The sequence below is a fragment of the Oceanobacter sp. 1_MG-2023 genome, from assembly GCF_030689025.1.
In the GTDB taxonomy this organism is placed as follows: domain Bacteria; phylum Pseudomonadota; class Gammaproteobacteria; order Pseudomonadales; family Oceanobacteraceae; genus Oceanobacter.
Genome location: NZ_JAUYWA010000037.1, coordinates 1 through 20,305 on the forward strand (window position 1 = coordinate 1; position 20,305 = coordinate 20,305).

Genomic DNA, 20,305 nt, shown 5'->3' on the forward strand with positions numbered 1-20,305 from the left:
GTTTTACCATGGTCAACGTGACCAATAGTACCTACGTTTACGTGGGGTTTGGAACGTTCAAACGTTGCCTTAGCCATAGAACACCTCGTTCAATATCTTTAACTGATTAAGCTTTTCTCATTACTGCTTCAGCAACACTTGCAGGCGCTTCCGCATATTTCTCAAATTCCATGGAATATGTTGCACGCCCCTGGGTTGCAGAACGCAGGTCAGTTGCATAACCAAACATTTCTGCCAGTGGCACAGATGCATTGACCATCTTGCCAGATGGTGAATCATCCATTCCTGAAATCAGACCTCGGCGACGGTTCAGGTCGCCTACCACATCCCCCATGTAATCTTCCGGGGTCACAACCTCTACTTTCATCATTGGCTCCAGCAGTACTGCATCGCCTTTTTCAGAAAGTTGCTTGGTTGCTTGTGAAGCGGCAATTTTAAACGCCATCTCATTAGAGTCAACGTCATGGAAAGAACCATCGTAAAGAGTTGCCTTGAGACCGAGTAACGGATAACCCGCCAGCACCCCGTTCTTCATTTGCTCCTCAATACCTTTTTGCACTGCCGGGATAAATTCACGGGGAATCGCTCCCCCGGCAATATCATTAACAAACTCAAGTTCATCCGAGTCTGCAACGCTCGCAGGCTCAAATCGAATCACTACGTGACCATATTGGCCACGACCACCAGACTGCTTGGCGTACTTATGATTGATTGCAACCGTAGCAGTAATGGCTTCCCGGTAGGCAACCTGTGGCTTACCGACATTACATTCGACGTTAAACTCACGCCGCATGCGATCCACGATAATATCCAGATGCAGCTCACCCATACCGGAAATAATGGTTTGCCCGGTTTCTTCATCCGTTTCAACACGGAAGGACGGGTCCTCCTGGGCCAACTTACCCAGAGCAACGCCCATTTTCTCCTGATCCGCCTTGGATCTCGGCTCAACCGCAACAGAAATCACGGGATCCGGAAACTCCATACGTTCAAGAGTAATGACATTATTCATATCACACAGGGTTTCACCGGTAGTGACATCTTTCAGACCGACCAGCGCCACAATATCGCCAGCACGGACTTCTTTCACTTCCTCACGGCTGTTGGCATGCATTTGCACCATGCGTCCAACACGCTCCCGACGCGACTTGATGGGGTTATAGACACCATCACCAGAGTTCAGCACACCGGAATAGACACGTACAAACGTCAATGTACCAACGAAGGGGTCGGTGGCAATCTTGAATGCCAGTGCCGCAAAGGGTTCATCGTCTGCCGAATGCCGTACACCAGCAGAACCTGCTGCATCATCCAGCACACCTTCGATAGCTTTCACTTCCGTCGGTGATGGCAGGAAATCGACCACCGCATCCAGGACGGCTTGTACGCCCTTGTTCTTGAAGGCGGAGCCACAAGTCACCAGGACCAACTCATTCGCCAGCGTCGCCGCCCGCAAACCAGCCTTGATATCGGTTTCAGACAAGTCGCCTTCTTCCAGATATTTGTCCATCAATTCATCAGAAGCATCCGCTGCGGCTTCAAGCATGTGCTCGCGCCATTCAGCAGCCTTCTCTTCCAGCTCTGCCGGAATTTCTTCATAGGTAAACGTCATGCCCTGATCCGATTCATTCCACATAATGGCTTTCATCTTGATCAGGTCGACCACACCCTTGAAGTTTTCTTCGCTGCCTATGTTGATCTGGATAGGCACCGCATTGGCCCCGAGTCGGCTTTTCAGCTGCTCAACGACCATAAAATAATCAGCTCCGGTACGGTCCATCTTGTTGACGAATACCATACGGGGGACTTCGTACTTGTTGGCTTGACGCCAAACCGTTTCGGTCTGTGGCTGCACACCGGATGAGCCACAAAGGACGACAACAGCGCCGTCGAGTACACGCAATGAACGTTCTACCTCAATGGTAAAGTCCACGTGTCCCGGGGTATCAATGATGTTGATACGATGCTGCTCATATTGCTGCGCCATACCTGACCAGAAACAGGTAGTTGCGGCAGAGGTAATGGTAATCCCCCGCTCTTGCTCCTGTTCCATCCAGTCCATCGTTGCTGCACCGTCGTGCACCTCACCAATCTTGTGAGACACGCCGGTATAGAAGAGAACACGCTCAGTTGTTGTCGTCTTCCCAGCATCCACATGTGCGCAAATACCAATATTACGATAACGGTTAATCGGGGTTGTGCGTGCCACTGTGTCGTCCTCGGATCAATTAAAAGCGATAGTGAGAGAAAGCCTTGTTGGCTTCTGCCATGCGATGCACGTCTTCACGCTTTTTAACCGCTGAGCCTTTACCTTCAGCAGCGTCCATCATTTCGTTTGCCAGACGCTGGGCCATGGATTTTTCACCACGGGAGCGTGCAGCGTCAACCAGCCAACGCATGGCCAGAGCACTACGACGGGCAGGACGAACTTCAACAGGAACCTGGTATGTCGCACCACCTACACGGCGGCTTTTGACTTCCACCATAGGCTGAATGGCTTCCAGAGCTTTTTCGAACAACTCCAGTGGGTCGCCACCTTGCTTTGATGCCATGGAATCCAGCGCGCCATAAACGATCTTTTCGGCGACGGATTTTTTACCACTAACCATGACATGGTTCATGAATTTGGCCAGTGTAACGTTCCCAAACTTGGGATCTGGCAGGATTTCGCGCTTCGCAGCAACGCGTCTTCTTGGCATGATAAGCCCTCTTAGGTCTTCAGGACGGTCTGAGCATCAGATTGAGCCCAGCCTTACTCTTATCTAAAACATGCAAGCGTACCCGGGCGAGCCCGGCAAGGATCAACCTTTAGGACGCTTGGCACCGTATTTAGAACGTGCTTGTTTACGGTTCGCAACACCAGAGGTGTCGAGGCTACCGCGGACGGTGTGATAACGCACACCAGGCAAGTCTTTTACACGACCGCCACGAATCAGAACAACACTGTGTTCTTGCAGGTTGTGACCTTCACCACCAATGTAGGAAGTCACTTCAAAACCATTCGTCAGACGCACACGACATACTTTACGCAGTGCCGAGTTTGGTTTTTTCGGCGTGGTAGTGTACACACGGGTACATACGCCACGACGCTGAGGACATGCCTGCAGTGCAGGAACATCGCTCTTAACCATTTTGCGCTTACGAGGCTTACGAACCAACTGGTTGATTGTAGCCATTTAGCAAACTCCAAACGTTATAGAAAACATACCCCTTCAATTGAGGCACAATTAAAGGGGCCGAGAGGATAATCCCCAAGCCTTCAAAGGTCAAGTATTAGACAGTTTTAATATCCTTGCCGGCATGGATATTCTTTCCGGAAATCAGTCGTCTTCCGCCACTTTTGACAAGCCGGAACGCGGTTGCCCTCGCCATAACAAGCACGCGAATTCCACCGGGTTCTGGCTTGATCTCCGATCGATGCGTGCTTTTTCAGATCGGCCAACCAGGCGATAGCCGTCAAATTTGCCGAAGCCACAAACAAAAAAAGAGGCCACAAGGCCTCTTTTTTGTCACCAGCGCCGTCGAGACGGCGCCAGACATAGCAACAATGACTTACTTGTCGCTGAACGCTTCGCTCAACTTGGCTTCCATGTCTTCGGCAGACACACTCAGCACTTCAGGCATTGAACGCTGACGTTCGTTATCACGAACAGTACGCTTGCGCTTGCGCTCGGCGTGGTACGCCAAACCTGTACCGGCAGGAATCAAGCGACCAACCACGACGTTCTCTTTCAAGCCGCGCAGTGAGTCCATCTTGCCAGTAACCGCCCCTTCTGTCAGAACCCGGGTTGTCTCCTGGAAGGAGGCTGCCGAGATAAAGGATTCGGTTGCCAGTGATGCCTTGGTGATACCAAGCAACACGCGCTCGCCCCGGGCAACAATTTTGTTCGCCGCCTCGGTACGCTCGTTTTCTTCCAGGAAGGTAGAGAACTCAACCTGATCACCCGGAATAAAGGTGGTATCCCCGGCGTCATGAATCAATACCTTGCGCAGCATCTGACGCACAATTACTTCAATGTGCTTGTCATCAATACCAACACCCTGCAGGCGATACACTTCCTGCACTTCGTTGGTAATGTACATCGCCAGATCACCAACGCTCTTCAGTCGCAGAATGTCGTGCGGGTTCAACGGACCATCAGAAACGATCTCACCCTTCTCGACATATTCACCTTCGAAGATGTTCAGGTGACGCCATTTGTGGATCAGCTCTTCATACGGCTCGCCACCATCTTTCGGTGTGATTACCAGACGTTTTTTGCCTTTGGTCTCTTTACCGAAGCTAACGGTACCGGAGATTTCCGCCAGAATGGCCGGCTCTTTCGGTTTACGCGCTTCGAACAAATCAGCCACTCGTGGCAGACCACCGGTGATGTCCTTGTTACCCGATGATTCCTGAGGAATACGGGCAATAATGTCACCAACAGCAACAACGGTACCGTTTTCCTGGTTCACCAGTGCGTTTGGCGGCAGCATGTACTGGGCCGGCACATTGGTACCAGGTAGCAGAATGTCGTTACCTGTCGTGGCATCAATCAGTTTCACCATTGGGCGGATATCTTTACCAGCCGCCGGACGGTCTTTGGGATCGATGACTTCGATGTTGGACAGGCCCGTCAATTCGTCGGTCTGACGATTGATGGTAATACCCTCATCCATACCCACAAATTCAATTCGACCCGTTACTTCTGTCACAATCGGGTGGGTGTGTGGGTCCCAGCTGGCCACTTTCTGGCCGGCTTCAACCTCTGCACCATCTTTCGAGCTGATAACAGCACCGTAAGGCAGTTTGTACAGCTCACGTTCACGACCATTCACATCGGCAATGGCAATCGAACCGGAACGGGATACCGCAACCAGGTCACCATTCTCACGAGCAACCGTCTTGAGGTTGTGCAAGCGCAAGGTACCCTTGTTCTTGACCTGAACACTGTCTGCCGCCGATGACCGCGAGGCCGCACCACCAATGTGGAACGTCCGCATGGTCAACTGGGTACCAGGCTCACCAATCGACTGGGCAGCAATAACACCTACCGCTTCACCCACGTTCACCTGATGACCACGTCCAAGGTCACGACCGTAACACTTGGCGCAAATACCGGTACGGGACTCACAGGTAATGGCGGAGCGCACACGCACTTCATCAATACCTTCCGCTTCGATCATTTTGACCCATTTTTCATCCACCAGAGTACCGGCTGGAATCACCAGTTCACCTGGCTGATTGGGCTTGTAAACGTCTTCAGCAATAACACGACCCAGAATACGGTCACCCAGTGCCACGACCACGTCACCACCTTCAATCAGCGGTGTCATGATCAGGCCTTCCTTGGTGCCACAATCCTGTTCGGTAACCACCAGATCCTGTGCCACGTCAACCAGACGACGGGTCAGATAACCGGAGTTAGCGGTTTTCAATGCCGTATCAGCCAAACCTTTACGAGCACCGTGAGTCGAGGTGAAGTACTGCAGTACGTTCAGACCTTCACGGAAGTTCGCCACAATCGGCGTTTCGATGATGGAGCCATCCGGCTTCGCCATCAGACCACGCATACCCGCCAACTGACGAATCTGGGCCGGGCTACCACGAGCACCGGAGTCAGCCATCATATAAACCGAGTTGAAGGATTCCTGATCGACTTCATGACCGTCACGGTCAATTACCTTCTCTTTACCCAGGTTTTCCATCATCGCCTTCGCCACCAGTTCGTTGGCGCGGGACCAGATGTCGATTACCTTGTTGTATTTTTCGCCGTGCGTTACCAGACCCGAGGCAAACTGGCTTTCGATTTCTTTTACTTCCGCATCGGCGTTAGCAACAATTTCAGCCTTGGCAGCCGGAATTTCGAAATCGTTAACACCAATCGATGAACCGGAACGAGTCGCGTATTCAAAACCGGTGTACATCACCTGGTCGGCAAAGATAACGGTATCTTTCAAACCCACACGACGGTAAGCCGTGTTGATCAGGCGTGAAATCGCTTTCTTTTTCATTGGCTGGTTGACCAGCTCGTACGGCAAACCTTTGGGTACGATGCGGAACAGCAATGCCCGGCCAATCGTGGTATCAACCACCTTGGTATTGGTTTCGCTCAATCCGTCTTCATCAACCACGGTTTCAGTAATCCGTACCTTGACGCGCGCCTGCAGATGGGCAGCGCCGCTTTGGTAAGCACGGGTAACTTCGTCGAGGTCGGCCAACACCATGCCTTCACCCTTGGCGTTGACACGCTCGCGAGTCATCCAGTACAGCCCCAATACCACGTCCTGGGACGGTACGATAATTGGCTCACCGTTGGCTGGAGAGAGGACGTTGTTGGTCGCCATCATCAATGCGCGGGCTTCAAGCTGGGCTTCAATGGTCAGCGGCACGTGAACGGCCATCTGGTCACCGTCGAAGTCGGCGTTATAAGCCGCACAGACCAATGGGTGCAACTGGATCGCTTTACCTTCGATCAACTGGGGTTCAAACGCCTGGATACCCAAACGGTGCAGTGTGGGTGCCCGGTTCAGCATCACTGGGTGCTCACGGATCACATCTGCCAGAATATCCCAGACTTCAGGGGTTTCGCGCTCAACCATTTTCTTCGCAGCTTTAATGGTTGTCGCCAGACCGCGGTGTTCCAGTTTGGAGAAGATAAATGGCTTGAATAATTCCAGGGCCATTTTTTTCGGCAGACCGCACTGATGCAAACGCAGTTGCGGACCGACAGTAATCACCGAACGACCAGAGTAATCGACACGTTTACCCAACAGGTTCTGACGGAAACGACCCTGTTTACCCTTGATCATATCGGCCAGGGATTTCAGCGGACGCTTGTTGGAACCGGTAATCGCACGACCTCGACGGCCATTATCCAGCAACGCATCAACCGCTTCCTGCAACATACGTTTTTCATTACGTACGATAATATCCGGAGCATTCAACTCCAGCAGGCGTTTGAGACGGTTGTTACGGTTAATAACCCGACGATACAGATCGTTCAGGTCGGAAGTCGCAAAACGACCGCCATCCAGCGGAACCAACGGACGCAGATCAGGTGGCAGTACCGGCAGTACTGACATGATCATCCACTTCGGATCGTTACCGGAGAAGTGGAATGCTTCCAGAATTTTCAGACGCTTGGACAGCTTCTTGATTTTGGTTTCAGAGTTGGTCGCCGGAATTTCTTCACGCAGACGCTGAACTTCTTCAGGCAGGTCAATATGACCCAACAGTGCCTGAATCGCTTCGGCACCCATCTTGGCTTCAAATTCATCGCCAAATTCTTCGATGGCTTCGTAGTACTGCTCATCGTTCAGCAATTGACCCAGATCCAGCGTGGTCATGCCTGGCTCGGTAACAACGAAGGATTCGTAATACAAAATCCGTTCGATATCACGCAGAGTCATATCCAGCATCAAACCGATACGGGAAGGCAGTGACTTCAGGAACCAGATGTGTGCAACGGGAGAAGCCAGCTCAATATGGCCCATGCGTTCACGACGCACTTTGGCCTGAGTAACTTCCACACCACATTTTTCACAGATAACACCACGGTGTTTCAGACGCTTGTACTTACCGCACAGGCACTCAAAATCCTTGATCGGACCAAAGATGCGGGCACAGAACAAGCCATCACGCTCTGGCTTGAAGGTACGGTAGTTGATGGTTTCCGGCTTTTTGACTTCACCGAAGGACCAGGAGCGGATCATGTCTGGCGAGGCAAGGCCAATTCGAATGGCATCGAACTCGTCAGCATTGTTCTGGCTACGCAGAAAATTGACTAAGTCTTTCATATAAGAGTGTGCTCCACTTGGTGTGAGCGAGGGCTTTGCAGCACCGGTCTTTTCAGACCGACACTGCAGAGCGCGCTACTAAACCGATTATTCGTTTTCCAGTTCGATGTCGATACCCAGGGAACGGATTTCCTTAACCAGTACGTTAAAGGATTCCGGCATACCGGCTTCCATACGATGGTCGCCATCCACGATGTTCTTATACATCTTGGTACGGCCAGCCACATCGTCGGATTTGACGGTAAGCATTTCCTGCAGGGTATAAGCAGCACCGTATGCTTCCAGTGCCCACACTTCCATCTCACCAAAGCGCTGACCACCAAACTGAGCCTTACCACCCAACGGCTGCTGGGTAACCAGGCTGTAAGAGCCGGTAGAACGTGCGTGCATCTTGTCGTCGACCAGGTGGTTCAGTTTCAGCATGTACATGTAACCGACGGTTACCTGACGATCAAATGCTTCGCCGGTACGGCCATCATACAAGGTCACCTGACCGGATTCCGGAATACCGGCCAACTTCAGCATACGCTTGATTTCGGATTCCTTGGCACCGTCAAACGCCGGGGTTGCCATCGGCACACCACCACGCAGGTTATTGGCCAGTTCCAGAATCTCGGCATCGCTGTAGCTGTCCAGGTCTTCGATACGACCATCGCCGGCGTTATAAATTTCCGCCAGCAATTCACGCAGTTTCAGCACCTCACGCTGCTCACGCAACATGCGATCAATCTTGTCACCCAATCCCTTGGCCGCCATGCCCAAGTGGATTTCCATGATCTGTCCGACGTTCATTCGCGACGGAACACCCAGAGGGTTCAAACAGATATCAACGGTTACCCCGTTGGCATCGTAAGGCATATCTTCAATCGGCTTGATGGTTGAGATAACACCCTTGTTACCGTGACGACCAGCCATTTTGTCACCTGGCTGGATCTTACGTTTGATCGCCAGATACACTTTGACAATTTTCAGTACGCCCGGAGCCAGGTCATCACCGGTTTGCAGCTTGCCTTTCTTGTCTTCGAACTTGTCATCCAGTTGCTGCTGACGTTCCGCCAGAGACTGTTCGGCTTTTTCCAGTACCGTTGCCAGCTCTTCATCCTGCGGAATCATCCGGAACCAGTCATCCTGGGTCAGACCAGAGAGGTATTCTTCAGTCAGAATATCACCCTTGCGCAAACCCGGCGCGACGTTTACCGCCTTGCCAGCCAGCGCACGCGTCAGACGCTCAAAGGTTGCACCCTTGACGATACGCATCTCTTCGTTCAGATCCTTGCGAATCTCGTCGAGTTGCTGGCGTTCAATCGATTTGGCCCGATCGTCTTTTTCAACGCCATCACGGGTAAACACCTGCACGTCGATAACCGTACCAGTGGTACCGGTCTTGACCCGCAGCGATGTATCTTTTACATCGGATGCTTTTTCACCAAAGATAGCACGCAGCAATTTTTCTTCTGGTGTCAGCTGGGTTTCACCTTTTGGTGTTACCTTGCCGACCAGAATATCGCCCGCCTTGACTTCGGCACCGATATAAACAATACCGGACTCATCCAGCTTGCCCAGTGCCGCTTCACCAACGTTGGGAATATCGGACGTGATTTCTTCCGCACCCAGCTTGGTGTCACGCGCCACACAGGTCAGTTCCTGAATATGGATCGTGGTCAGGCGATCTTCCTGAGCAACACGCTCAGACAGCATGATCGAGTCTTCGAAGTTGTAGCCATTCCACGGCATAAAGGCGATACGGAAATTCTGTCCCAGAGCCAGTTCGCCCAGGTCAACAGAAGGGCCGTCAGCCATGATGTCGCCACGCTGCACCATGTCGCCTGCCTTGACCAGCGGACGCTGGTTAATACAGGTGTTCTGGTTCGAGCGGGTGTATTTGGTCAGGTTGTAAATATCAACACCGGCTTCACCGATGACGGTTTCGTCATCGTTGACCTTGACCACCACCCGGGATGCGTCAACAGAGTCAATCACACCACCCCGTTTGGCAACCACACACACGCCGGAGTCGGCCGCTACCGCACGCTCAATACCGGTACCAACCAGCGGCTTTTCAGCGCGCAAGGTAGGCACAGCCTGACGCTGCATGTTGGAACCCATCAATGCGCGGTTGGCGTCATCGTGCTCCAGGAACGGAATCAGTGATGCTGCAATCGAAACCACCTGTTGTGGTGATACATCTTTCAGCGTCACATTGTCCGGCGACATGATGGTGAATTCGTTCTTGTGACGAACCGAAATCAGGTCACCTTGCAAACGTCCGTTTTCGTCCACGGGCACCGAGGCCTGGGCGATTACATAGTCTGCTTCTTCAATGGCCGAGACATAAATAATCTCGTCGGTCACAACGCCGTCTTTAACGATACGGTAAGGTGTTTCAAGAAAACCGTATTCGTTGGTACGGGCATAGGATGCCAGTGAGTTGATCAGACCAATGTTTGGACCTTCCGGTGTTTCAATAGGACACACACGACCGTAGTGAGTGGCGTGTACGTCACGTACCTCAAAGCCAGCACGTTCACGGGTCAGACCGCCTGGTCCCAATGCCGAAATACGACGCTTGTGCGTGACTTCTGACAGCGGGTTGTTCTGATCCATAAACTGGGACAGCTGGGAAGAACCGAAGAACTCCTTCACGGCTGCCGCAACCGGCTTGGCATTGATCAGATCCTGAGGCATCAGCCCTTCGGATTCTGCCATCGACAGACGCTCACGCACCGCGCGCTCAACACGAACCAGACCAACACGGAACTGGTTTTCGGCCATCTCGCCAACCGAACGAATACGACGGTTACCCAGGTGGTCAATGTCATCAACGATGCCTTTACCGTTACGGATATTGATCAGGGTCCGCAGTACTTCAACGATATCGCTGTTATCCAGCACACCGGAGCCAAGAATTTCTTCACGGCCGATACGACGGTTGAACTTCATGCGACCCACAGCCGACAAGTCGTACCGCTCTTCACTGAAGAACAGATTGTCGAACAAGGCTTCAGCGCTTTCTTTTGTTGGCGGCTCACCAGGACGCATCATGCGGTAAATCTCGACCAAAGCTTCCAGCTGATTGCTGGTTGGGTCGATACGCAGAGTATCCGAGATAAACGGGCCACAATCGATTTCGTTGGTGTAGATGGTTTCGAATTCGGTAAGACCAGCAGCTTCCATCTGGGCCAGGATCTCTGCCGTGATTTCAGCGTTGGCAGTCGCCAGGACTTCACCGGTACGGCTATCGATAACGTCTTTGGCAATCGCCTTGCCCAGCACATAATCGGTAGGCACAACCAGCTCTTCCACATTGGCCTTTTCCAGCTGGCGAATGTGACGAGCCGTGATGCGACGGCTGGCCTCAACAATGATGTTGCCGTCGTTATCCATGATATCGAAGGCAGCCGTTTCACCCCGCAACCGGGATGGAATCAGCTTCAGCTTCAAGCCACCGCCGTCGATACGGTAGTTGTCGTTGTCGTAAAATGTTTCGAGAATTTCCTGCGTAGTAAACTTCAGCGCCCGCAGCAAAATGGTAGCTGGCAGTTTACGACGACGGTCAATACGTACGTAGACCAGATCCTTCGGATCAAACTCAAAGTCCAGCCATGAGCCGCGGTAAGGAATCACGCGAGCGTTATAAAGCAGTTTGCCGGACGAGTGGGTTTTACCCTTGTCGTGATCGAAGAACACACCTGGTGAACGGTGTAACTGGGACACGATGACACGCTCAGTACCGTTAACAATAAAGGTACCGTTATCTGTCATCAGGGGCATTTCGCCCATGTAGACTTCTTGTTCCTTGATGTCCTTGATTGCCTTGGTCGAAGATTCCTTATCGTAAACGATCAGGCGAACCTTGACCCGCAATGGTGCAGCGTAAGTGACACCACGCAACATACATTCTTTTTCGTCAAAACTCGGCGTACCCAGGCGATAGCTCACGTACTCCAGAGCAGCATTCCCGGAATAGCTGACAATCGGGAAAACAGACTTAAAGGCCGCATGAAGACCAATATCTATTCTGTCTTCAGCGTTGCTCCCTTCTTGCAGGAACTTATGGTATGAGTCGATTTGAATGGCCAGCAAATATGGCACATCCATGACACTCGGTAGTTTACCGAAATCCTTACGGATACGTTTTTTCTCAGTATATGAGTAAGCCATCAGTTATCCCCGGACTGTTTCCTCGATCAGGTCGCCAAACCCGAAACTAGAGGACTTGCCTTGCAATTGAACCCGGCACTAAGCCGGTTTAGTCACGCCTTCCATAACGCGAAAAAGGCCGACGGAAAAATCCCGTCAGCCCTGTGTCGCGCTTAGAAAAAGCACGACAGCAGAAGTGAAGTACAATGAATTACTTAACTTCTACGATAGCGCCAGCTGCTTCCAGCTTGCCTTTTGCTTCTTCTGCGTCTTCTTTGGATACGCCTTCTTTAATAGCAGAAGGTGCACCATCAACCAGACCTTTAGCGTCTTTCAGACCCAGACCGGTGATTTCGCGAACCGCTTTGATCACGTTAACTTTCTTGTCACCAACGGCAGACAGAATTACGTCGAATTCAGTCTGTGCTTCAGCAGCCGCTTCGCCGCCAGCAGCAGGACCAGCCATAACGGCTGCAGCTGCAGAAACGCCGAATTTTTCTTCCATCGCAGAAACCAGTTCCACTACGTCCATTACAGACATTTCAGCGATAGCGTTGATGATATCTTCTTTTGTCAGAGACATGAGACTTTTCCTGAAATAATTGGACGATTACGCCCGTCAAATCTTTGTAAGGTCTGCCAGGGATCAGGCAGCTTCTTGTTCTTTCTGGTCGCGGACAGCAGCAATGGTACGAACCAATTTGCCAGCGGCGGCTTCTTTCATGACGCTCATCAGTTTCGCGATTGCTTCGTCGTAGGTTGGCAGTGTTGCCAGCATATCAACGGAAACCACGGCACCTTCAAATGCACCACCCTTGATCTCGAACTTGTCATTCTTCTTGGCGAAATCCTTGAAGATACGGGCAGCCGCACCTGGATGTTCGTTAGAGAATGCAATCAGACTAGGGCCTACCAGTGTCTCGGAAAGACACTCGTATTGGGTACCTTCGATAGCACGGGTAGCCAGGGTGTTACGGACAACTTTCATCCAGACACCGGCTTCACGCGCTTCTTTACGCAGAGCGGTCATGGCACCTACAGTAACGCCGCGAGAATCCGCGACAACTGCAGACAGCGCACCTTGAGCTGCGTCCTGGACCTCGGCGACAATCGCCTTCTTATCTTCGAGTCCTAAGGCCACGATTAACTCCTAACAAGTTAAATTAGGCTCAATTGAGCCAGTCTCGGTGTGACAATTCAGAAAACTGAAAGGGGCCACACACTATCTACGCAGGAAATATTAAGTCGCAACAGCCAAAGGCCCTGCGACTCCTGCGGTCTTTGACAGCTACCGCAAAGCGGCAACCCCAAAGATGGTTTGGGATACGTGATACGCACCCCGAATTCTTATCTAGACGTCCAGCTCTGCATGGTCAATAACCAGACCAGGACCCATAGTGGTACTGATGGTTACTTTCTTCATGTAGACGCCTTTGGTCGATGTTGGCTTGACCTTTTTCAGATCGGCCAGCAATACCGTCAGGTTTTCTTTCAATGCGCTGACATCAAAATCAACTTTACCGATGGCGGTATGGATAATACCGTTCTTGTCGTTGCGGTAGCGGACTTGACCCGCTTTTGCGTTTTTGACAGCAGTGGCAACGTCAGGAGTCACAGTACCAACCTTCGGGTTAGGCATCAGGCCACGTGGACCCAGAATCTGACCCAATTGACCGACAACACGCATCGCATCAGGAGAAGCGATCACGACATCAAAGGCCAAATCACCACCTTTGATCTTGGCAGCCAGATCGTCCATACCTACTTCGTCAGCACCGGCAGCCGTAGCGGCTTCAGCGTTGGCACCTTGCGTGAAAACAGCAACACGCATGGTTTTACCCGTACCGTTTGGCAGTACCGTGGAGCTACGTACGTTCTGATCGGATTTACGTGCATCAATACCGAGGTTTACTGCCACATCGAGTGACTCACGGAACTTGGCAGCAGGCAGTGAAGACAGAATGGATACGGCTTCATCAAAAGAGTAAACCTTACCGGCTTCTACTTTTTCAGCAATCAGCTTTTGACGTTTGGTCAGCTTGGCCATTATTCAGCTCCCTCTACAGTCAGACCCATCGCACGGGCAGAGCCAGCGATTGTACGTACCGCTGCATCCATATCGGCAGCAGTCAGGTCAGCCATTTTGGTCGTAGCAATCTCTTCCAGCTGGGCGCGCGTCACAGTACCGACTTTCTGGGTATTGGGACGTGCTGAACCGCTGGTGATACCAGCCGCTTTTTTCAGCAGGAAAGATGCAGGAGGTGTTTTCAGTTCAAAGGTAAAAGAACGGTCACTGTAAGCCGTGATAATAACCGGCACTGGTGCACCTGGCTCCAGATTGGAAGTCTGCGCATTAAATGCTTTACAGAATTCCATGATGTTCAAACCTTTCTGACCCAAAGCCGGACCAACCGGTGGACTTGGGTTCGCTTTACCAGCTGCAACCTGCAACTTGATATAGCCTTCTACTTTCTTAGCCATGTATTACTCCAAATGGGTAGTATCGCCCAGCGGGCTCCCCTGACCTTCTGTCATGCAGAAGGTCGCCTGAAATCAGACCGATTTCTCGATCTGTGTAAATTCGAGCTCGACCGGCGTTGAACGACCAAAAATAGTCACCGCAACCTGAACACGGGACTTGTCGTAATCAACACTTTCGACCACACCGTTAAAGTCTGCGAACGGACCTTCGGTCACGCGCACCACTTCACCGGGTTCGTAGATGGTTTTGTGAGTCGGACGATCAACGCCTTCCTCAACACGACGCAGGATAGCATCGGCTTCTTTGGGAGAAATTGGCGCCGGCTTGTCTGCCGTACCACCAATAAAGCCCATTACCCGGTCAGTCTGTTTCACCAGATGCCAGGTATCATCATTCATTTCCATTTGCACAAGAACATAGCCAGGATAAAAGCGACGCTGGCTTTTGCGTTTCTTGCCATCACGGACTTCAACAACTTCTTCTGTAGGAACCAGTACGTCACCAAACTGATCCTGCATTCCCAGGCGCTCGATACGTTCCAACAAAGCCCCTTGTACACGCTTCTCATAACCCGAGTAGGCGTGAACCACATACCAACGCATTGCCATACTCTACCTCAACCAATCAGCGCGGAAATTGCCCAACCGAGAAACGAATCCAAACCCCACAACAGCAGTGCCATGATCACGACCACCACCAGAATCATCAATGTCATCTGGGTAGTTTCCTGACGCGTTGGCCATACCACCTTGCGGCGCTCGACATTGGCCTCTTTCAGAAGTTGCATAAATGCCTTGCCTTGCGTTGTTGCCAGTGCAGCACCTGCACCTATCAACATCAAGGCAACGACAGCGAGAATCCGATACAGAAAAGGCGCATCGGCATACATATAATTGCCAACCACAGCCGCTGCCAGAAAAGCAACAGCCAACAACCACTTGACAACATCCATCGGCGAACCTGCTGTTTTGCTTTCGGTACTCATTACAATTCCCTGAAGCCAAAAATGGCAGCCGAAGCTACCATCAGGAGATTTGGCAGGCCAGGAGGGACTCGAACCCCCAACTTTCGGTTTTGGAGACCGACGCTCTACCAATTGAACTACTGGCCTAATACACTACATAAGGGCGCCGAATTATACAGCGCTTTTTTGCAAATTACAACCTAACATGGTTCGAAAATTGCAACTTATCGACTGAACGCCTGCGCGAACGCGAGACGAAAAGATGTCCGTTTCAGACGAGGGCAGATAATACACAGGAGGTTGGTCATGTGCCAGTGCTATTTTCAAGCTTGTTCCGGACTCCAGCCGTAACGGACCAATATTCAGACAATAATCCAGCTCTGCCAGCCAACAACAGAGACCTTCAAACAGGAATCACTAGCATCAAGATCCTCCAAAAAAGCGCCAACCAATTGACGCCGACGGTATTCCCAACCCCAAACCATCAAAGTTAGGCCTCTTTTGCAAAAAATAACGTCCAAAACGTCTTTTTATTGCGATTTCTTTGTTTGGGGTGATCAAAAACAACTGAAAAACCTGTAAATTGGCGGCCGATTTTTCACTTTGCTTATCGAGTGCGCTATGACTGACTTATCCAAATACAGAAACATCGGCATCTTCGCTCACGTTGACGCCGGTAAGACCACAACGACCGAACGTATCCTGAAGCTGACCGGTACTATTCACAAAACCGGTGAAGTGCACGATGGCGAGTCCACGACAGACTTCATGGAACAGGAGGCAGAACGTGGTATTACCATTCAGTCAGCCGCTGTTTCCTGTTTCTGGAAGGATCACCGCTTCAACGTGATCGACACCCCTGGACACGTTGACTTCACCGTTGAAGTATATCGCTCATTAAAAGTACTGGACGGCGGCATCGGCGTCTTCTGTGGTTCAGGCGGTGTTGAACCACAGTCTGAAACCAACTGGCGCTACGCTAACGAATCCGAAGTTGCCCGAATCATCTTCGTGAACAAGCTGGACCGCCTTGGTGCAGACTTCTTCCGTGTGACCGATCAGATCAAAAATGTCCTGGCCGCTCGCCCACTGATCATGGTGCTGCCAATCGGTCGTGAAGACGAGTTTGTCGGCGTTGTCGACCTGCTGAGCGAAAAAGCCTATATCTGGGATGACACTGGCCTGCCAGAAAACTATACAGTGACCGACGTTCCTGAAGACATGAAGGACGACGTTGAAACTTACCGTACCGAACTGATCGAAACCGCTCTGGAAGTCGATGAAGACTTGCTGATGGAATACCTGGAAGAAGGCACTGAGCCATCCATGGAAGACATCAAGCGCTGCATTCGTGAAGGTACACGTACCTTGCAGTTCTTCCCGACTTACTGTGGTTCTGCATTCAAGAACAAAGGCGTACAGCTGGTTCTGGATGCCGTCGTTGACTACCTGCCTTCCCCTACTGAAGTTGATCCACAGGATCTGACCGACGAAGAAGGTAACCCAACCGGCGAAAAAGCCATCGTTTCTGCCGATGAGCCATTACGTGCCCTGGCATTCAAAATCATGGATGACCGTTTCGGCGCCTTGACCTTTGTCCGTGTTTACTCTGGCGTGCTGAACAAGGGTGACACCATCCTGAACAGCTTCACCGGTAAAACCGAACGTGTTGGCCGCATGGTAGAAATGCAGGCAGACGACCGTAAGGAAATCAACCGCGCCCAGGCCGGTGATATTCTCGCGATTGTCGGCATGAAAAACGTTCAGACTGGTCACACACTGTGTGATCCCAAGCATGAATGTACGCTGGAAGCCATGGTCTTCCCTGAGCCAGTAATTTCCATTGCGGTTCAGCCTAAAGACAAGGGCGGCGTCGACAAAATGGGTATCGCCATCGGCAAGATGGTGGCTGAAGATCCAACCTTCCAGGTTGAAACCGATATCGATTCCGGCGAAACCATCCTGAAAGGCATGGGCGAGCTGCACCTGGATATTAAAGTCGATATCCTCAAGCGTACCTACGGCGTAGAACTGGTTGTAGGCCAACCACAGGTTGCCTACCGCGAAACCATTACCCTGCCAATCGAAGATACCTATACCCACAAGAAACAGTCTGGTGGTTCCGGTCAGTACGGTAAGATCGATTACCGTATCAAACCTGGCGAACCAGGTACTGGCTTCCAGTTCAAATCAGCTGTTGTCGGCGGTAACGTACCGAAGGAATTCTGGCCAGCCGTTGAGAAAGGCTTCAAGGCCATGATGAACGAAGGTACCCTCGCGGGCTTCCCGGTACTGGACGTTGAAGTGGAACTGTATGACGGTTCTTACCACGCCGTTGACTCCTCTGCCATCGCGTTTGAAATCGCTGCCAAAGGCGCTTTCCGTCAGTCCATGCCAAAAGCTGGCCCACAGCTGATTGAACCAATCATGAAAGTTGACGTGTTCTCCCCGGATGACAACGTTGGTGACGTGATCGGCGACCTGAACCGTCGTCGCGGCATGATCAAGGACCAGGAAGCAGGCAGCACAGGCGTTCGCATCAAGGCTGACGTACCACTGTCTGAGATGTTCGGTTATATCGGACACCTGCGTACCATCACATCCGGTCGTGGCCAGTTCTCAATGGAATTCTCTCACTACATGCCTTGCCCACAGCAAGTTGCAGAGAAAGTCATTGCGGAAACCAAAGCACGCAAAGCCGAAGGCTAAGCTGCTGCTGGCAACATAAAAAACCCCGTACAGCACACGCTGTACGGGGTTTTTGTTTATCTGATATCGCGAGCCAGTCAGTCTGGCCAGTTATCCCGATTATTGACAGCTGCCGCCATCAACAAAACCGGAATAAACGCGGCTGCCCAATTCGACTTACCCTCCACGACCAGCTCCGCCCAGGCATGCTGTTCTTTCTGCTCCAGCGTCTCTTCCGTACGGTAATTGTAGCGAACCCCCAAACCCCAACTGTCGCGCCAACCAACCATCACACCAAACGATGCCGATGCAATCCAGGGATTACGGTGCACCTTGAGCGTACCACCCTGCTGCATCACCGGGTTGGTGCTGCTCATATTGCTCCCCGCAGGCACATGGATACCGTCATCAATCAGATAATTGTAAGCCACATAGTGCCCAGTCATATTACCGCTCAGTTCGGTATAAAAACTGTCGGGATGACAAGAGGTCAATGCCAGATTCTGCATCTCACTATTCAGTGCCTGCAGTTCAGCCTGTGTCTGCTCCAGCACACGATACACATCTGCCATATCCTCACCGTCTACCCCTTCCAGCAACACCAGTAATGCCTGGATACGCAGGTAAATACGATCCGGAATATAGTTATCTCCTGACAGGTATTGCTGCAACTCCTGGACGTATAGATCAAAACGTTCAGCCAGCGGTACACCCTGCTCCGCTACCGCACTGACAAACAGCATCTTACTGGCCGCATAGCGCTCACAGCGTCGTGCTTGCGGCCAAACCATGGCCAGCTCAGCACCATAACCAATCCGGCCAATAATGGTGCCCAGCTCAGCCTTGGCAAAATGACTGATCATCAGATGTCCCCACAGCATATCCCCTTGCAATAGATGCCGGGCGAATTTGCCTGTGTACTGCAATGCCAGACGATTGCTGACCTGGGTTTCCCAGCCATCGATCGGGTCCGCGCCCTTGAACGGATAACGATGGGCATTCTCCTGCGTCCAGCGGCCAGCGGCGGCCGGCCCTACCATACCAATCGACATTTCATGTTCGGTATAACCATCCAGACCACGAATGGTGATATTCCTGTCAATACTGGCCCAGGCGGCAAACGGGCGATCATAATATTCCGCATTGGCCTTGTACTGGAATCCAGCCGGCACCACCTCACCCTCACCAGCATGCTGATACGGGGTATACATCTTATGGCTCAGACTGTAGCCATAGCTGACCAGCTTGAGATCCCGATTGCTGACATTTGACCTTGCACTGCTATCACAATCGCCATTATTACCATCCGGACCACAGCGAAAACCATACAGACGCCCACCATCCAGCAGAAAACCACCGTCCAGATTGGCATAGGCACGCACATTCAGGGCATTGGTGTAATACTGATCAGTAATGTTCTCACCGGTCAGGGCATCATTTTCGATCTGGCTGCGCCAGATTTTTTGCAGATGATTAACATGCCGTTGCTCAAACTCAGAATTATTAAACAGCAACGACAAAAGGGAGTAGCTGTCGTCATCGGCTTCCGCCATTGCCAGAGGGCAAGCAGCCAGCAAGCAAACCGCGCCGATCAATTTCATATTATTCCTGCCCTATCAAAGCCCAATCTCTCACCAACCTCTCACAGAGAGGCCAACATATCAGAGCGGGCACTATACGAAACAGCCTGAAAACCAACCAGGCGGTTTCAGTCAACCGTCCTTATTACAAGTCCAGAGCGGACACTTGGCAGCCGCACCGACCCCCGGATAGCTGCCATATTTCTACAGTACCTTTATGACAGACACAAAATGACAGGCACAAAAAAGCCCCGACTGAGCGGGGCTTTTATTCAAGGCCGACATGATGTCGACCTTGAACGTCTGATCTTACTCGACGATTTTGGCTACAACACCAGCACCAACGGTACGACCACCTTCACGAATCGCAAAACGCAGACCTTCGTCCATGGCGATTGGCGCAATCAGGGTAACGGTCAGTTGCACGTTGTCACCTGGCATAACCATTTCAACGCCTTCTGGCAGTTCACATGCACCGGTTACGTCCGTAGTACGGAAGTAAAACTGTGGGCGGTAACCTTTGAAGAATGGCGTGTGACGACCACCTTCATCTTTGCCCAGCACGTATACTTCTGACTGGAACGTGGTGTGAGGCGTGATAGAACCTGGCTTGGCCAGTACTTGTCCACGCTCAACTTCGTCACGCTTGGTACCACGCAGCAGAACACCAAC

At 51.6% G+C, this 20,305-nt stretch carries 13 protein-coding genes, 1 tRNA gene and 1 pseudogene; 1 reads left to right on the forward strand and 14 read right to left on the reverse strand.

Going from position 1 to position 20,305, the window contains the following annotated elements; genetic code table 11:
* Nucleotides 1-106: 106 nt before the first annotated feature.
* From fusA (Q8W22_RS16040) to Q8W22_RS16095, 12 genes are all read right to left on the reverse strand, one after another.
* Nucleotides 107-2,209 (reverse strand): elongation factor G, encoded by a 2,103-nt coding sequence (gene fusA, locus Q8W22_RS16040; RefSeq protein ID WP_305453046.1) that lies wholly within the window; start codon nt 2,207-2,209, stop codon nt 107-109.
* 19 nt (nt 2,210-2,228) lie between these two features.
* On the reverse strand, nt 2,229-2,699 hold the full coding sequence (rpsG, locus tag Q8W22_RS16045) for a 30S ribosomal protein S7 (RefSeq protein ID WP_303434756.1): 471 nt from the start codon (nt 2,697-2,699) through the stop codon (nt 2,229-2,231).
* Between the two features lie 102 nt (nt 2,700-2,801).
* Nucleotides 2,802-3,176, reverse strand: coding sequence for a 30S ribosomal protein S12 (gene rpsL, locus Q8W22_RS16050; protein WP_303434755.1), 375 nt, complete (start codon nt 3,174-3,176; stop codon nt 2,802-2,804).
* Between the two features lie 376 nt (nt 3,177-3,552).
* Nucleotides 3,553-7,779 carry a DNA-directed RNA polymerase subunit beta' gene (rpoC, locus tag Q8W22_RS16055; RefSeq protein ID WP_303434753.1) on the reverse strand — a complete coding sequence of 1,409 codons (4,227 nt, stop codon included), beginning with the start codon at nt 7,777-7,779 and terminating at the stop codon, nt 3,553-3,555.
* Nucleotides 7,780-7,866: 87 nt separating this feature from the next.
* Entirely contained in the window at nt 7,867-11,940 is a 4,074-nt protein-coding gene (gene rpoB / locus Q8W22_RS16060) for a DNA-directed RNA polymerase subunit beta (protein ID WP_305415641.1), read from the reverse strand.
* Nucleotides 11,941-12,130: 190 nt separating this feature from the next.
* Nucleotides 12,131-12,502, reverse strand: a complete 372-nt coding sequence (rplL, locus tag Q8W22_RS16065) for a 50S ribosomal protein L7/L12 (RefSeq protein WP_303434751.1) — start codon at nt 12,500-12,502, stop codon at nt 12,131-12,133.
* 63 nt (nt 12,503-12,565) lie between these two features.
* On the reverse strand, nt 12,566-13,060 hold the full coding sequence (rplJ, locus tag Q8W22_RS16070) for a 50S ribosomal protein L10 (RefSeq protein ID WP_303434750.1): 495 nt from the start codon (nt 13,058-13,060) through the stop codon (nt 12,566-12,568).
* A gap of 210 nt (nt 13,061-13,270) precedes the next feature.
* The gene (gene rplA, locus Q8W22_RS16075; RefSeq protein ID WP_305453047.1) at nt 13,271-13,966 is read right to left on the reverse strand and encodes a 50S ribosomal protein L1; all 696 of its coding nucleotides are present in this window, start codon (nt 13,964-13,966) and stop codon (nt 13,271-13,273) included.
* Nucleotides 13,966-14,400: a 50S ribosomal protein L11 gene (gene rplK, locus Q8W22_RS16080; protein ID WP_303434748.1), complete on the reverse strand. Its 435-nt coding sequence runs from the start codon at nt 14,398-14,400 to the stop codon at nt 13,966-13,968. Before rplK ends, rplA begins: the two co-directional genes overlap by 1 nt.
* 72 nt (nt 14,401-14,472) lie before the next feature.
* Nucleotides 14,473-15,009: a transcription termination/antitermination protein NusG gene (nusG, locus tag Q8W22_RS16085; RefSeq protein ID WP_303434747.1), complete on the reverse strand. Its 537-nt coding sequence runs from the start codon at nt 15,007-15,009 to the stop codon at nt 14,473-14,475.
* 8 nt (nt 15,010-15,017) lie between these two features.
* The gene (gene secE, locus Q8W22_RS16090; protein WP_303434746.1) at nt 15,018-15,386 is read right to left on the reverse strand and encodes a preprotein translocase subunit SecE; all 369 of its coding nucleotides are present in this window, start codon (nt 15,384-15,386) and stop codon (nt 15,018-15,020) included.
* A gap of 50 nt (nt 15,387-15,436) precedes the next feature.
* Nucleotides 15,437-15,512, reverse strand: a tRNA-Trp gene (locus Q8W22_RS16095).
* Nucleotides 15,513-15,986: 474 nt separating this feature from the next.
* Between Q8W22_RS16095 and fusA (Q8W22_RS16100) the strand changes: the two genes are divergently transcribed.
* A complete protein-coding gene (gene fusA / locus Q8W22_RS16100; protein ID WP_303434745.1) occupies nt 15,987-18,074 on the forward strand; it encodes an elongation factor G in 2,088 nt (695 codons plus the stop codon).
* A gap of 77 nt (nt 18,075-18,151) precedes the next feature.
* Here fusA (Q8W22_RS16100) and Q8W22_RS16105 read toward each other — a convergent pair whose 3' ends face one another.
* Both Q8W22_RS16105 and tuf read right to left on the reverse strand, forming a co-directional pair.
* The gene (locus Q8W22_RS16105) at nt 18,152-19,654 is read right to left on the reverse strand and encodes a lipid A-modifier LpxR family protein (protein ID WP_305453049.1); all 1,503 of its coding nucleotides are present in this window, start codon (nt 19,652-19,654) and stop codon (nt 18,152-18,154) included.
* 288 nt (nt 19,655-19,942) lie between these two features.
* A pseudogene (tuf, locus tag Q8W22_RS16110) lies at nt 19,943-20,305 on the reverse strand (elongation factor Tu); the annotation flags it as partial.

Bases quoted from the DNA above. Each gene is read 5' to 3' on its own strand.
- Q8W22_RS16105 (WP_305453049.1), bottom strand. From the start codon at position 19,654: ATGAAATTGATCGGCGCGGTTTGCTTGCTGGCTGCTTGCCCTCTGGCA.
- rplK (WP_303434748.1), bottom strand. From the start codon at position 14,400: ATGGCTAAGAAAGTAGAAGGCTATATCAAGTTGCAGGTTGCAGCTGGT.
- fusA (WP_303434745.1), top strand. From the start codon at position 15,987: ATGACTGACTTATCCAAATACAGAAACATCGGCATCTTCGCTCACGTT.
- rplL (WP_303434751.1), bottom strand. From the start codon at position 12,502: ATGTCTCTGACAAAAGAAGATATCATCAACGCTATCGCTGAAATGTCT.
- rpoC (WP_303434753.1), bottom strand. From the start codon at position 7,779: ATGAAAGACTTAGTCAATTTTCTGCGTAGCCAGAACAATGCTGACGAG.
- rpsG (WP_303434756.1), bottom strand. From the start codon at position 2,699: ATGCCAAGAAGACGCGTTGCTGCGAAGCGCGAAATCCTGCCAGATCCC.
- nusG (WP_303434747.1), bottom strand. From the start codon at position 15,009: ATGGCAATGCGTTGGTATGTGGTTCACGCCTACTCGGGTTATGAGAAG.
- secE (WP_303434746.1), bottom strand. From the start codon at position 15,386: ATGAGTACCGAAAGCAAAACAGCAGGTTCGCCGATGGATGTTGTCAAG.
- rpoB (WP_305415641.1), bottom strand. From the start codon at position 11,940: ATGGCTTACTCATATACTGAGAAAAAACGTATCCGTAAGGATTTCGGT.
- rplA (WP_305453047.1), bottom strand. From the start codon at position 13,966: ATGGCCAAGCTGACCAAACGTCAAAAGCTGATTGCTGAAAAAGTAGAA.
- rpsL (WP_303434755.1), bottom strand. From the start codon at position 3,176: ATGGCTACAATCAACCAGTTGGTTCGTAAGCCTCGTAAGCGCAAAATG.